This is a genomic window from Streptomyces alboflavus, from assembly GCF_000716675.1.
Lineage (GTDB): Bacteria > Actinomycetota > Actinomycetes > Streptomycetales > Streptomycetaceae > Streptomyces > Streptomyces alboflavus.
This window is the reverse complement of record NZ_JNXT01000032.1, coordinates 74004-89500: the sequence shown is the minus strand read 5'-3', so window position 1 is coordinate 89500 and position 15497 is coordinate 74004. Positions and strand designations below refer to the sequence as shown.

General features: G+C 74.6%; 1 protein-coding gene. It reads right to left on the bottom strand.

The features are described 5' to 3' along the window. Positions 1-15487 (bottom strand): non-ribosomal peptide synthetase (locus OO63_RS41530; protein WP_037631309.1); only part of this gene is annotated, 15487 nt, incomplete at its 3' end. Positions 15488-15497: the final 10 nt, after the last annotated feature.

Here is a 15497-nt window from a genome sequence, read left to right as displayed (position 1 = left end):
CCTGGCAGGCGGGGCCGACGAGGTAGGCGACCAGGCGCCGGGCACCCGGCCGGTCCTCACGGGCCACCACCGCCACGTCCCCCACCCCCGGACGGCCGGCGAGGACGGCCTCCACCTCACCGGGCTCGACCCGGAACCCGCGGATCTTCACCTGGTCGTCGGCGCGGCCCAGGAACTCCACCGTGCCGTCCGGTTGCCGCCGGGCCAGATCACCGGTGCGGTACATCCGGGTGCCGGGCGGGCCGTAGGGGTCGGCGAGGAAACGGGCCGCGGTCTCGGCCGGGCGGCCCAGGTAGCCGCGCGCCAGGCCCTCGCCCGCCACGAACAACTCGCCGACGCAGCCCGGCGGTACGGGGTTCAGGCGGGCGTCGAGCACGTGGACGCGCTTGTCGTCCAGCGGGCGGCCCACGGGCACGGTGTCGGGGACACCTTGCGCGTCCGTCAGGGCGTGGGAGGTGGCGAAGGTCGTGGTTTCGGTCGGGCCGTAGCCGTCCACCACGGTCAGTCCGGGGCAGGCGGCCAGGACACGGCGCACGGCGGCGGCGGGGACGACGTCACCGCCGGTCCACACCTGGCGCAGGCCCGCGAAGCAGTCGGGGGCGTCCTGGGCGAGGAGCCGGAAGACACCGGCTGTCAGCCACAACGCAGTCAGCCCACCACCACCATCAGCACGAGCACGAGCACCAGCACCAGCACCGACATCAGCACCGACTCCGGCACCGGCTTCGGCTCCGGCACCAGCACCGACACCAGCACCGCCTCCGGCTTCGGGGCGGGCTTCGGGGCGGGCTTCGGGGCGGGCCAGGCGGCGCAGCAGCGCCGCGTCCACCGTCTCGCCCGCGGCCACCACGACGCAGCCGCCGGTCAGCAGCGGCGCCCACACCTCGAAGGTCGCGGCGTCGAAAGCGACCGGTGAGTGCAGCAGGACGCGGTCGCAGACACCGCCGGCGAAGCGGCTGTCGGTGGCGAGCGACGCCACATCGCGGTGGCGTACGGCGACGGCCTTCGGCTCGCCGGTCGAGCCGGACGTGAACATCACATAGGCGAGCCGGTCGGGATCCGCTGCCGGGGCCGTCAGCGTCTGGCCGGGCGCGGTGCAGGCGGCGGTGACGTCCGCGGCGGTGAGCCGTGCCGAGACACCCGCCCGGTCGAGCAGAGTGCGGCGGCGTTCGTCGGGGGCCCGGGTGTCGACGGGCACATAGGCGCCGCCCGCCTTCAGGACCGCGAGCTGCGCCACCACGAGTTCCGCGGAGCGGTCCATCAGGAGCGCCACCCGGTCCTCCGGCCGCAGGCCGCCGGCGAGCAGCCCGGACGCCACACGGTCCGACCAAGCATCGAGCTGACGATACGTCAGCTCACGCCGGCCCTCGTGCACGGCGACCGCATCCGGGGTGCGGCGCGCCTGCCCGGCGAACAGGTCCACAGGGCTGCACGGCGCCACTTGGCGGGCGGTGGTGTTCCACCGGCGCAGCAGGTCACGGTCGGCAGCGGTGAGCAGGCCGAGGTCGTCGACCGCACCGGAGAACCCGTCGGCAAGCCGGGTCAGGAGCGCGGCGAGCCGGGCCGCCGCGCGTGCCACGGTGGCGCGGTCGAAGAGGGCCGCGTCGTAGGCCAGGTCGAAACCGAGCCGGTCGCTCACGTGAGCGCGCAGGCACAGCGGGAACGTCGTGGCGTCATCGGCACGCACCTCCGCCACACCCACACCCGTACGGGCGGCAGCCGCCTCGTCGACGGGATAGTTCTCGAACACCACCATGCTGTCGAACAAAGCCTGACCCGCAGGGACGTCACTGAGCGCCTGGATACGCGACAGCGCCATGAAGTCGTGCCGCCGGGCCTCACTCTGCTCGTCCTGCAGGCCGCGCAGCCAGGACAGCACACCGCCCCCGGGCAGCCGCACGCGTGTCGGCACGGTGTTGATGAACATGCCCACCATGGACTCCACACCGGGCAGTTCGGCCGGGCGGCCCGACACGGTCGTGCCGAACACGACGTCGCGGCGGCCGCTGTAGCGGGCGAGCAGCAGAGCCCAGGCGGCCTGCACCACGGTATTGACAGTCAGCCCGGCGTGAGCGGCCGCCTCCCGCAGCCGCCGTGACACGGCCACATCCAGTTCGTGGCGGACGGCGTCGCCGGAGCGGGCGCGGTGGGCCCCGGCGGGGGCTCGGTCGTACGGCAGCGGCGTCGCGGCCGGGAAACCGGCGAGCGCACCGGTCCAGAACCGTTCGGCCGCACCCTCGTCCCGCTCGCGCAGCCAGCGTACGAAGTCCGCGAACGGCCGCCGCAACGGCGCCGCCACGTCCGCACCCCCGGTCAACGCGGCATAGCGCTCACACACCTCGGTGAGCAGCTGCCCGGTGCTCCACCCGTCCAGGACCAGATGATGCGAAGACCACAAAAGCAGGACCTCGTCGCCGGGGAGGGCGGCGAGCGTGATCCGGGTCAGCGGCGCGGCTGTCAGCTCCATGCCCGCGTCACGTTCCTCCGCGAGCAGCCGCCCGGTGGCCGACTCGCGCTGCCCGGGCGTCAGGCCGCGCCAGTCGAGATGGGTGACAGGCAGGTCCGCGTGGTGGTGCACCACCTGTACCGGGTGCGGCAGCTGCCGCCAGTGGACGCTGGTACGCAGCGCCGGGGTACGGTCGGCCACCTGCTGCCAGGCGTCCGCGAACGCCCGCGGGTCGGCCACTCCGGTCAGCCGTACCGCGGTCCGGTCGAAGTACGCGCCCGCGTCGTCGACGAGGCCGTGGAAGAGCATCCCGGCCTGCAGAGGTGTCAGGGGCAGCACGTCCGCCACGTGCCGGCCGTCGCCCACCAACTGGTCGAGCTCTTCCTGGGTGAGGTCCGCGAGCGGGAAGTCGGAGGGGGTGCGGCCGCCCGCGTCCGGCCGGGCGCAGTGGTCCACGATGTCGCGCAGCGCCGCGCAGGTCTCCTCGGCGAGGCGGCGGACGGTGGACTCGTCGTACACGGCAGCCGGGTAGGTCAGACCGAGTTCGAGCCGGCCGTCCTGGACCACGCCGGTGAGGTCCAGGACGTAGGGGCGGGGCTCGCCGGGGTCAGTGTCACACCCGGCCGACGGGAGCGAACCGACGTACAGACCAGTACCCGTACCGGAACGTGCGCCTGCACCGCCACCACCACCGGCGCCGGCGCCACCGCTGCCACTGCCGGTGTCCGTGTCCCACTGCCCGTGGTAGTTGAATCCGATCTGCGGAGCCGGGGCACCGGCGAGCGGGCTGTCCGGGAGCAGTCGGCGCAGGGCGCCGTGGCTGAGCCCGTGGTGCGGGACGGCGCGCAGCTGTTCCTTGACGGAGCGCAGGGTGTCGCGCCACCCGGCGTCCGGGTCGACGGTCAGGACGAGCGGGTACTCGGCAGTGAACCACCCGATAGTCCGCGACAGATCGACATCGCCGACAGCATCCACACACCCGTCAAGGCCGCCACCACCACCAGCACCGACAGCGCCGTCAGGACCGCCACCGCCGCCAGGGCCCTCGGGGCCGTCAGGGCCGCCGGCACCGTCGAAGACGTCTTCACGGCCGTGCCCCTCCACACCGATGAACACCGTGCCATGGCCACACCAACGGCCCACCGTGCAGGCAAAGGCACTGAGCAGCACATCATTCACCTGGCTGCGGTAAACGTCAGGGACCCGACGCAGCAGCGCCTCGGTGTCCTCGCGGGCCAGCGTGACGACGACGGTGGCCGCGGTGCCGTAGGTGTTGGGCCCGGTGCGGCCCGCGGGCAGGGCGGCGGGCGTGGCGGTGTCGGTCCAGTACGCCAGGTCGGCGTCCAGGCCGCCGGAGCGGGTGTGTCGGTCGAGCAGGGCGGCCCACTGGCTGTAGGCGGTGCCCACCGGGGGCAGGGCAACGGTCCGGCCCGCCGTGGCGGCACGGTGGGCGCTCTCCAGGTCGGTGAGCAGGATGCGCCAGGACACGCCGTCCATCACCAAGTGGTGAACGGTGATCAGGAGTTGGGCGGGCAGGGCCGGGCCGCGATCGAAGAGCAGGACGCGGACGACCCGGCCTTCGGTGGGATCAAGGGAGGCCTGGGCGGCCTCCGCCGCCCGCTGCACCTCGCGCTCCACCTGTGGGTCGTCGAGACCGGTCACGTCATGGCGCGCGACCAGTTTGTCGGGCGGTTCCGGCAGGACTTCCTGGCGCCAGCCGTCGTCCGTGCGGCGGAATCGGGTGCGCAGGGCGGCGTGGTGGCGTACGACGGTGTCCGCGGCCTGTGCCAGGGCGGACAGGTCGGTGCCCGGGGCCAGTTCGAGGCGCTGGGTCATCGTGAAGCGCAGGGGGTCACCGGGGCGGCGGCCGTCGAGGTACCAGCGCTGGATGGGTGTGAGCGGCGCCTCGGTGGGTGCGACGCCACCCATCACCGAGGGGCGGGGCGCGGCTTCCCTCGCGCACAGGGCGAGTTCAGCGACCGTGCGGTGGCGGAAGACGTCCTTGGTGGTGAGGGCGAGTCCGGCCTGCCGGGCGCGGGAGACGATCTGGATGCTGAGGATCGAGTCGCCGCCGAGGGTGAAGAAGTCGTCGCGCGCGCCCACCCGTTCGACGCCCAGAACCTCCGCCCAGATGGCGGCGAGCCGCTCCTCGGCGCCGGTCCGGGGGGCCACGTACGGCGTGGAGCTGTCCGGTTGCGCGGGCGGGGCGGGCAGCGCGCGCCGGTCGGTCTTGCCGCTGCTGGTCCGCGGGATCCGCGCCAGCGGCACGAAGGCCGCGGGCACCATGTGGTCGGGCAGGGTCCGCCGCAGCCGCATACGCAGGTCGTCGGCCGACGGGGGGTGTTCGCCCGCGGGCACCAGATGGGCCACGAGCATGGCCCGGCCCGCGTGTTCACGAACCGTCACCACGGCCTCGGCGACGGCCGCGTCGGCGAGGAGCGCGGCCTCCACCTCGCCGGGCTCGACCCGGAAGCCGCGGATCTTCACCTGGTCGTCGGCCCGGCCCAGGAATTCCAGGAGGCCCTGGGCGTCCCAGCGGGCGCGGTCCCCGGTGCGGTACATCCGCTCCCCCGGCTCGCCGAACGGGTCGGCGAGGAAGCGGGCGGCGGTCAGGCCGGGCCGGTTCAGATAGCCGCGGGCCACCTGGGCGCCCGCCAGGTACAGCTCGCCCGGCACACCCGCCGGCACCGGCCGCAGCGCGCCGTCCAGGACGTAGGCGCGCAGGCCGCGTCCCGGGCGGCCGATGACCGGGCGTCCGGGCTGTTCGGTACAGCGGCCGTACACGGCGTCGACGGTGCACTCGGTGGGTCCGTACATGTTGTACGCGGTGACGCCGAGGTCCGCCGCCGCGCACAGCTCGCGCCAGGCGTCTGTGCCGACGGCCTCGCCGCCCACCAGGAGGACGCGCGGGTGGTGACGGCCGGGGGCGAGGAGCCCGGCGGCGGTGAGCTCCCGCAGGAAGGACGGGGTGACGTTCACCAAATCCAGTCCACGGTCCGCGACCTGGGCACAGAACGCCTCCGGGTCCAGGCGTACGTCCTCGTCGACGAGGTGCACCTCCTGGCCGAGCGCGAGCAGCAGCGGGCCCTCCCAGGAGGTGTCGAAGGAGAAGGAGGCGCTCAGCGCGGCCTTCAGGCGACCTCCGTGGGTGGCGTGCGGAGCGACGAGCCCTTCACGGTGGTCGTGGCAGAGGTTGACCAGGTGCCGGTGTTCCACGACGACGCCCTTGGGCCGCCCGGTGGAGCCGGAGGTGTAGATGATGTAGGCGCCGTGGTCGGGGCGCAGCGGCGCCCGGCGGTCGGCGTCGGTCGGGTCGTGCGCGGGCAGTCGGTCCCACGGCACCTCGCGCAGCGCCTCGGCCGTCAGGAGCGTGCGCGGGGCCGCGTCCGCGAGGAGGAACGTCACGCGCTCCTCGGGCAGGCCGGGGTCGACGCAGAGCAGGGTGCCGCCCGCCTTCATGACGGCGAACACGGTCACGAACAGGTCCGTGGTGCGGGGCAGCCGGACCGCGACGACGTCCTCGGGGCCGACGCCTAGGGTGATGAGGTGGTGGGCGAGGCGGTTGGCCCGGTCGTTGAGGGCCGCGTAGTCGAGCGTGGTGTCGCGGGCCGTCAGGGCGGTGATGTGCGGGGTGCGTGCCGTCTGCGCCTCGAACAGGGCGGGGAAGGCGCTGTCCGCCGCCGGAAGCGGGTCTCCCTGCCACTCCCGGACGACCTGACGGCGCTCGGCGGCGGTCATCAGCGGCAGCGCGCCCGCCTGCTCGTCCGGGTCGTCCGCGGCGGCTTCGAGGAGCGACGTCAGATGGGCGGCGAGGCGTTCCGCGGTACCGGCGTCGAACAGGCCGGTGTTGTACTCCAGGTGACCGGTGACGCCGCCGCCGTGTTCCACGAAGTCGAAGGCGAGGTCGAAGGTGGCGTTGCGCACCGGCGGTGTCACGGGCTCGACGTCGAGGCCGGGCAGGCGGGGCGCCTCGCCGCCCAGGTTGTGCAGGGCCACCATGACCTGGAACAGCGGCGTGCGGCTGGTGTCCCGCTCCGGCTCCAGGGCGTCCACCAGGCGCTCGAAGGGCACCTCCTGGTGGGCGAACGCGTCCAGGACGGTGGAGCGCGCCTCGGTGAGCAGCTCACGGAACGACGCGTCGGGGCGGACCCGGCCGCGCAGCACGAGCGTGTTGACGAACATGCCGACCACGTCGTCGAGTTCGCGGCGCTCCCGGCCCGCGGTCACGGTGCCGACCGCGACGTCCTCCTGGTCGGCCCAGCGGGCCAGAAGGACCTGGCAGGCCGTGAGCAGCGTCATGTAGAGGGTGGCGTCGGCGCTCCGGGCCGTGGCACGGAGCCGCTCGGTGAGCTCGGCGGGCAGCTGGAAGGTCACCAGGGCGCCGTCACGGGTGCGCACTGCGGGGCGCGGCCGGTCGGTGGGCAGCTCCAGGGGTTCGAGGTCGGCCAATACCTCGCGCCAGTGGGCGAGTTGCTCGTCGGCGATGTCGGTGCGGGCGCGCTGCCAGGCGGCGTAGTCGGTGTACCGCACGGGCAGTGCGGGCAGCTCGGGGGCGCGCCCCTCCAGGGCCGCCGCGTACAGCTCGCTCAGATCGCGGCCGAGGACGGCGCCGGACCAGCCGTCGGTGACGATGTGGTGCACGGCAAGGACCAGGACGTGCTCGCCGTCGGCCGGGCGGACGAGGCGGGCGCGCAGCAACGGGCCGGTGGACAGGTCGAAGGGGGTCTCGGCGGCGCGGTCGAGGACGGCGTCCAGCTGTGCGTCCCGGTCGGCGCCCGACAGGACGTCGAGGGGCAGCTCGACCGCGTACGGCGGATGGACGACCTGCCGGGCCCGGCCGTCCTGTTCGGCGAAGGTGGTGCGCAGCGACTCGTGCCGGGCCACCAGGCCGTCGAGGGCCGCGCGCAGGGCGGCCTCGTCGAGCCAGCCGCGCAGGCGCAGCACGGACAGCGTCGTGTACTCGGTGCTGCCCGGCGCGAACCGGTCGAGGAACCACAGGCGCTGCTGGGCGTACGACAGCGGAGGCGCAGTGCCGGGGTCCGCGGCCGGAATGACGTCGGTTCCGGTGTCCCCGTCGGCCACGGGCTCACCGAGGGCCGCCGCGAGTGCGGACAGGGTGGGGTGGGTGAAGAGCAGCCGCGGTGAGACGTCCTGGCCGAAGGCCGTGCGCAGCCGGGAGGTGACGCGCACGGCGAGGATGGAGTCGCCGCCGAGCGCGAAGAAGTCGTCGTCGGCGCCCACGGCGTCGGTGTCGAGCACGTCCGCCCAGGCGGCGGCGACCGCGCGTTCCGCGGGGGTGCGCGGCGGGGTGCGGTCGGTGCCGGTGGCGAAGCCGTCCGGGCCGGGGGCGGGCAGCGCACGCCGGTCGAGCTTGCCGTTGACGGTGAGCGGCAGGGCCGCCAGCGGTACGTAGGCGGCGGGGACCATGTGCGCGGGCAGCAGGCGCTCGAGGTGGGCGCGCAGGTCGGCGGCGGACGGCACGACCACGGACGGCGCGACCGCGGGCGCGGGGCAGCCGGGTTCGCCGTCCGGACCACTGCCGTGCGCGCCGGTCCCGGAAGCGCCGTCCTGTCCGGCCCCGGCCCCGACGACATGCGCGACCAGGCGCCGCGTCCCGGAAGCGTCCTCGTACACCCCGACCGTCGCAGCGCTCACGCCCGGGTGGCGGTGCAGGGCGGCCTCGATCTCGCCGGGCTCGATGCGGTAGCCGCGGATCTTCACCTGCTGGTCGGCGCGGCCCAGATACTCCAACGTGCCGTCGGCCCTGCGGCGGGCCCGGTCACCGGTGCGGTACATGCGGCTGCCGGACGGCCCTGACGGGTCGGCCACGAAACGGGCCGCCGTCAGCCCCGGCCGTCCCAGGTAGCCGCGGGCAAGCCCGTCCCCCGCGACGTACATCTCACCGATCGCGCCGGGCGGCACCGGCGCGAGGTCGCCGTCGAGCACATGGACCCGCAGGTCGGGGATGCCCGTGCCGATGGGGCTCGCGGCGCCCGTGCGCACCATCGCGTGCTCAAGGGGCGCGTAGGTGACGTGCACGGTGGTCTCGGTGATGCCGTACATGTTGACCAGGCGCACGGCGTCGTCGGAGTGGCGCGTGTACCAGTCGGCGAGCCGGTCGACGTCCAGTGCCTCGCCGCCGAAGACGACCGTGCGCAGCGCCAACCGCGCGGAGAGGCCGGGGTGTTCGGCGTCGGCGCGGGCGAGCGGGTAGAACGCGGACGGTGTCTGGTTGAGGACGGTGACCTGCTCGTCGACGAGCAGGCGCAGGAAGTCCTCCGGGGAGCGGGCGGTGTCGTCGGGGACGACGACAAGCCGGCCGCCGTGCAGCAGCGGCCCCCACAGCTCCCACACGGAGAAGTCGAAGGCGTAGGAGTGGAACAGGGTCCACACGTCGTGCTCGTCGAAGCCGAACCACTGCCGGGTGCGGGTGAACAGGCGTACGACGTTGGCGTGCGGGACGACCACGCCCTTGGGCCGGCCGGTGGAGCCCGAGGTGTAGATGGCGTAGGCGGGGCTCTCCGGCAGGGGACGGCGGACCGGCTCCGGAAGGGTGGTGGGGCGCCCGGCGAGGTCGGCGCGCACGGTCGGGTCGTCGAGGAGCAGCACGGGCACACCGGTCCCCTCGGCCCGCACGCCGGCGTCCGTGGTCGTCACCAGCGTCACGGGTGCCGCGTCGCCGAGGAGGTGGGCGACGCGTTCGGCGGGGAGCTTGGGGTCGACGGGCAGGTAGGCGGCGCCCGACTTCAGGACGGCGAGGATGGCCACGACCAGGTCGGTGGAGCGGGGCAGGGCGAGGGCGACGTAGTGCTCGGGTCCGGCGCCGGCCTCGGCGAGGCGGTGCGCGAGACGGCTCGCCTCCGCGTCGAGCGTGGCGTAGTCGAGGCGGTCGTCGCCGCAGGTGACGGCGGTGGCATCCGGTGTGCGGGCGGCCTGCGCCTCGAAGAGGTCCACCAATGTCTCGGTGGGGCGCGCGTGTTCGCCAACGTCGCCCCCGGCGAGGGCTTCGCGCTCCTCGGCGGTCGTCCAGGAAAGGGCCCGCAGCGGACGGTCGGGGTCCGCGGCGATCTCGGTGAGCAGCAGGCACAGCCGGTCGGCGAGCGCCCGTACCGTAGCGATGTCGAACAGGCCGGGGTCGTAGGCGAGGTCGAAGCCGACGCGGTCGCCCTGATGGGCGCGCAGGACGAGCGGGTAGTTGGTGGCGTCGCGCGAGGTGACGTCCGCCAGGCGTACGCCGGACGCGGCCGTGCGGGCCTCGTCGAAGGGGTAGTTCTCGAAGGCGACGATGCTGTGGAACAGCGGGGTGCCGGACGGCACGTCGCTCAGCGAGGTCAGCTCGGCCAGGGAGACGGCGGCGTGGCGGCGCGACTCGGCCTGGCTTTCCTGCAGTTCGCGCAGCCACGCGCTCGCGGTGGCCCCGCTGTCGACGCGGACGCGGGTGGGCACGGTGTTGATGAACATGCCCACCATGGACTCGACGCCCGGCAGGTCGTCGGGGCGGCCGGACACCGTGGTGCCGAACACCACGTCCTGCTCGGCGCTGTAGCGGGACAGCAGCAGCGCCCAGGCGCCCTGGACCACGGTGTTGACGGTGAGTCCGGCCTGCCGGGCGGTGCGGGCGAGCGTCGCGGAGTCCGTGGCGGACAGGCCGCCCTTGTGGACGCCGGCAGAGCGCGCCTGGTGGGCCTCGCCCAGAGGGCGGTCGACGGGCAGCGGGGTCGGCGTGGCGAACCCGTCGAGGGCCGCGCTCCAGTGGGCGCGCCCGGCGTCGGTGTCCTGCTCGGCCAGCCACCGCACATAGTCGGCGAAGGGGCGGCGTACCACCGGCCGCGCGGTGCTTCCCGTGGTGCGGGCCGCGTACTCGTCGCACACCTCGGACAGCACCTGGGCGAGGCTCCAGCCGTCCAGGATCAGGTGGTGGGAGGTCCACAGCAGGCGAAGGCGCGCGCCGGGCAGGCGGATCAGGGCGAGGCGCATCAGCGGGGCGGCGGCGAGGTCGATGCCGCGGGCGAGGTCGTCAGCGCGGAACCGGTCGAGGCGTGCGGACCGCTCGTCGTCGTCGAGCTCACGCCAGTCCAGGTGGGTGACGGGCACACGTACGTCGCGGTGCACGACCTGGAGCGGCAGGGGTACGTCCTCCCAGACCACCGAGGTCCGCAGCGCGGGCGTCCGGTCCGTCACGCGCTGCCAGGCCGCGGCGAAGGCGTCGGGGTCACCGACGCCCTCCAGGAGCAGGTCGGCCTGATCGACATACACGTCGTCGGAGCCGCCGACCAGGCGGTGGAAGAGCATGCCTTCCTGAAGCGGCGTCAGCGGCAGCAGGTCCTCCACGCCGCGCCCGTCACCGGCCAGGCGGTCCACGCCCGCCTGGTCGAGGCGGGCGAGCGGGAAGTCGGAGGGGGTGCGGCCGCCCGCGTCGGGCCGCGCGCAGTGCTCGGTGATCGCCCCGAGCGCCCGGACCATGCCGTCGGCGAGCCCGCGGACGGTGTCGGCGTCGTGCGTCCGCTCGCTGTAGTGCCAGATGATCTCCAGTTCGCCGTCGGCGACCACGGCCGAGACGTCCAGGAGGTGGTCCAGGGGTTCGTCGGCCGCCATGTCACGGCCGGGCACCTCGGCGGCAGGTGCGAACTCGACTCCGCCGGAGGTGTCCCACTGGCCGTGGTAGTTGAAGCACACCTGAGGCAGGGGCAGTTCGCGCAGCGCCCGCGCGGAGGGGTCGGGTGAACCGAGGCGGGCCAGTGCCTCGTGGCTCAGGCCGCGCCGGGGCACGGCGCGCAGGCGCTCCTTGACGGCCTTGAGGGTCGCGCCCCAGTCGGGTGCGGCGGCCGGTCCCGCGGGGACGAGGGTGACGGGGTACTGGGTGGTGAACCAGCCCACCGTGCGGGACACGTCGACCGTGTCGTCCTCCCGGCCGTGCCCCTCAAGGGCCACGGTCACCCGCTCGGCGCCCGTCCAGTCGGCGAGCACCCGCCCGAGGGCGCTGAGCAGCACGTCGTTGACCTGGGTGCGGTAGACGCCGGGCACCCGGCGCAGGAGTGCCTCGGTGGTGGCGCGGTCCACGCGGGTGCGGACGGTGCGCACGGATCCGGCGAGCGGCGTGCCGGTCCGGTCGACGGGCAGCGGTGTACGGGGTTCGGCGGCCTCGGCCGTCCAGTACGGCAGGTCGCCGTCGAAGTCTCCCGCGCGCACCCGGCCCGACAGGTGGGCGGCCCAGTCGGTGAACTCGACTGTGGTGGGCTCCAGTTGGATGGCTTCACCGGTGGCCGCCTGCCGGTAGGCCTGTTCGAGGTCGGACAGGAGGATGCGCCAGGAGACGCTGTCGACGGCCAGGTGATGGGCGGTCAGGAAGAGCTGGGGACGCTCGCCGGACGGGGGCAGCAGCAGGGCGGCGCGGAGCAGGGTGCCGGTGGCCGGGTCGAGGGCGGCTCGGGCGCTGTCCGCGGCCGCGGTGCGGGCCGCCGTGGGGTCGGGGGCGGCGGCCAGGTCGTGGCGGGTGAGCAGGCCGGACACCGGGACGGCGCCGGGGTGCTGTTCCCAGGCGTCGCCGTTGTGGGCGAAGCGGGTGCGCAGCGCCGGGTGGTGCGCGGCGAGCGCGGTCAGGGCCCGCTCGAGTGCCCGCTCGTCGAGGTCGCGCGGCAGGTCGAGGAGCATCGACATGCTGAAGTGCCGCAGCGCGCCGTGCGTGGCGAAGAACCACTCCTGTACGGGGGTCAGCGGGGCGGGTCCGTCGGTGCGCGCCGGCCGGCGCGAGGGCGCGGCGGTCCTGCGGGACGCGGCGGCAGCCAGGTCGGCGACGGTCTGGTGGCGGAAGACGTCCTGCGAGGTCAGCTGGAGTCCGGTCGCGCGGGCGCGCGAGACGGCCTGGATGCTGAGGATGGAGTCGCCGCCCAGCTCGAAGAAGTTGTCCGTGACGCCGACTTGGGCGATGCCGAGGACGTCGGCCCAGATGTCGGCGAGCGTCTGCTCGTCCGCGGTGCGCGGGGCGACGAACTCCCGCTCGCTTCGGGCGGCGTCGAGGTCGGGGGCGGGCAGGGCGCGGCGGTCGAGCTTGCCGCTGGTGGTCAGGGGCAGCACGTCGAGCAGAGTGAAGGACGACGGGACCATGTGGTCGGGCAGCGTCCGGCGGCAGGCGGCCCGCAGTTCGGACGCGGCGGGCCGGGGTGCGCCCGCTGCGGGCACGAGGTAGGCGGCGAGGCGCAGGTGGCCATGGGTGTCGGGCACCGCGACGACCGCGGCGCCGGTGATCTCCGGCAGGTCGAGCAGCGCCGCCTCGATCTCGCCCGGCTCGATGCGGTGGCCGCGCACCTTCACCTGGTCGTCGGCGCGCCCGAGGTAGTCCAGGCGCCCGTCGGCGGTCCAGCGGGCCAGGTCCCCCGTGCGGTACATGCGGGTGCCGGGCGCGCCGTAAGGGTCGGCGAGGAAGCGCGCGGCGCTCAGGCCCGGCCGTCCCGCGTAGCCGCGGGCCAGTTGCCCGCCCGCGAGGTACAGCTCACCGCCGACACCGGGCGGCACGGGCCGCAGGCCCGCGTCGAGCACGTAGGCGCGCACGCCCGGCAGCGGCCGGCCCACCAGTGGCCGGTCCTCGCCCTCGATGCGGCAGGCCAGGGCGTCGACGGTGCACTCGGTGGGGCCGTAGAAGTTGTACGCGGCCACGTCCCGGTGCCCGGCCAGCTCGCGCCACAGGCCGGGGCCGATGGCCTCGCCGCCGAGCATCAGCACCCGGGGGCGGTGCCGCGGGTCGGTGAGCAGCCCGGCGGGCAGCAGCTGGCGCAGGTAGGAGGGCGTCAGGTCGAGGAAGTCGACGCGGTGTTCGACGACGTACTCGACGAGAGCGGCGGCGTCGAGCCGGGTCGTCTCGTCGACCAGGTGCAGCGGGTGGCCGTCGGCCATCAGCAGCACGCCCTCCAGCGAGGTGTCGAAGGAGAACGACGCGGTCAGCGCCACGCGCAGCGGCCCGCCGCCCGCGTCGGCGACGAATCCCTCGCGGTGGCCCGCGAGGAGGTTCGCCGCGGAGCGGTGGGACACGGCGACGCCCTTGGGGCGGCCGGTGGAGCCGGAGGTGTAGATGACGTAGGCGGTGGTGTCGGGGTCGGGTGCGGTGAGGGGGACGGGGGTGGCCGCGTCGGGCAGGGACCGCAGCATCTCCTCGTCGAGGACGAGGGCCGGTCGCGCGTCGTCGAGCAGGTACCGTACGCGCTCCTCGGGCAGCGCGAGGTCGAGCGGCAGATAGCCCGCGCCGGACTTCCACACGGCGAGGATCGCCACGACCATGTCGGCGGTGCGGGGCAGGCGCAGCGCGACGAGCTGTTCGGGGCCCGCGCCCCGGGCGACGAGGTGGTGGGCGAGACGGGTGGCGCGGGCGTCGAGTGTCGCGTAGTCGAGGCGCTCGCCCCCGGCCACCAGGGCGGTGGCGTGCGGGGTGCGCGCGGCCTGGCGTGCGAACAGTTCGGGGCAGGTGGTGGTGGGGACGGGGCGTGCGGTCGCGTTCCACTCGTCCGTGACGCGCCGTGCCTCGTCCGGGGAGAGCAGGGGCAGCGCGTCCAGGGGCCGGTCCGGTTGCGTGGTGGCGCCGTCCAGGAGCCGCAGCAACTGGTCCGCCATCCGCTCGGCGGTGGCCGTGTCGAACAGGTCGGTGCGGTATTCGAGCAGTCCGGTGAGCTGTTCGCCGTCCGGTACGAACTCCACGCTCAGGTCGAACGCGGCTGCCTGGCGGGGCACGGTCACCGGGGCGACGGACAGGCCGTGCAGGGCGGGCGCCGTGGGCGGGTCCGGGTGCAGCAGGACCATGGCGTCGAACAGCGGGTTGCGGCCGGGCTCACGGGGCGCGCCGACGGCCTCCACCATGCGCTCGAAGGGTGTGTCGCCGTGCGCGAAGGCTTCGTTGACGGTGTCGGCCGCGGCCGTGAGCAGGTCGCGGAAGGAGCCGCCGGACGCCACGAGGGTGCGCAGGACGACGGTGTGGGCGAAGAAGCCGACAGCGCGTTCCAGGTCGGTGCGGGGGCGTCCCGGTGTCAGGGAGCCCACGATGATGTCGTCCTGCCCGGACCAGCGGGCGAGCAGCGCCTGGCAGCCGGCGACCAGAGAAGTGAAGAGGGTGGTGTGCTGCTCCGTCGCGAGGGTACGCAGCTTGGCCGTGATGTCGGCGGGCACGGTGAACTGGTGGATCGCACCCGCCCCGGGCTCCTGCCCGCCGCGCGGCCGGTCCAGCGGCAGCGCGGGCGCGACGGATCCGGTCAACTGCTTTTTCCAGTAGGCGATTTGACGTTCAAGGCGCGCCCCGGACAGCTGTTCGCGCTGCCACACCGCGAAGTCCGGGTACTGCGTCGCCACCGGCGGCAGGTCCGGCTCCGCGCTCCTGGCGAAGGCGTCGTAGGCGATGCACAGCTCTTCCAGGAGTACGCCCATCGACCAGCCGTCGGTGATGATGTGATGGGCCGTCAGCATCAGGATGTGCGAGGTGTCCGACTCCCGCAGCAGGAGTGCGCGCAGCAGGGCGTCGGCGTCGAGGTCGAAGGGGCGCTCGTACTCCGCGAGGAGCGCGGCGTCCAGCACGGCGCTGTCGACGGCGCCCGGCGCGGTGGGGGCGTGGCAGTCCGGCGCGGTGGGGGCGTGGCCGTCCGGCGCGGTGAGGTCCCGGATCGGCAGCGGCACCGGGCCCGCCGGGCGCACGGTCTGGGCCGGCCGCCCGTCGCTCTCCTCGAACGCGGTGCGCAGCGCCTCGTGCCGGGCCACCAGGGTGTCGAGGGCGCGGGAGAGGGCGGCGCGGTCCAGCCGGCCGGTGAGCCGCAGGGCGACCGCGCTGTTGTAACCGGCGTCGCCGGGGCTGAGCCGGTCCAGGAACCACAGCCGCTGCTGCGCGAAGGACAGCGGCAGGGGCCGGGAGCGGTCGGCGCGCGGGATGCCCCGCCGGGCGCCCGGGTCCGGTGCCCCGGCCCGTGCTCTCGCGCCCGCTGCCCCGGCGCGCCCCGCAAGGCGGCGGCGCAGCGCTTCCTGAAGGTCCTGGGGCAGGGCCTCGGCGCGGTCTCGCTTCGAAGACGTCATGTTCGTGGGG